This window comes from Seonamhaeicola marinus, from assembly GCF_008085455.1.
Genome location: NZ_VSDQ01000274.1, coordinates 1 through 436 on the forward strand (window position 1 = coordinate 1; position 436 = coordinate 436).

The 436-nt window shown below is 30.0% G+C and carries 1 protein-coding gene and 1 pseudogene; both read left to right on the forward strand.

Translation table 11 applies throughout. The annotated features are described in order from the left end of the window. A pseudogene (locus FUA24_RS03925) lies at window positions 1-180 on the forward strand (class I SAM-dependent methyltransferase); the annotation flags it as partial. Window positions 181-264: 84 nt separating this feature from the next. Continuing rightward, the coding region (locus FUA24_RS03930; RefSeq protein WP_148540149.1) for an ATP:cob(I)alamin adenosyltransferase at window positions 265-436 on the forward strand (172 nt) is incomplete at its 3' end.

Genomic DNA, 436 nt, shown 5'->3' on the forward strand with positions numbered 1-436 from the left:
ACAACACACAACAATACCATTTTTATTTTTGATGACATATATTGGTCTAAAGGTATGACTGAGGCTTGGGAAACTATTAAACAACACCCAAAAGTTACTGTAACAATTAATACTTTTTATTGGGGCTTTGTTTTTTTTAGAAAAGAGCAAGCCAAAGAACATTTTGTTATTAGAGTTTAATAATTCTACTACTTAAATTGCAATAATAAGCAGCAAAACATTTAACTTTTGCCTTTTCAGTTTTTTACTTTTAACTTTGAAAATATGAAAATTTACACAAAAACAGGCGATAAAGGTACTACTGCACTATTTGGTGGTACACGCGTACCTAAACATCATATTCGTATTGAAAGTTACGGCACCGTTGATGAGTTAAACTCATATATTGGCTTAATTAGAGACCAAAATATACAAGAGCAGTGTAAAAATACACTTA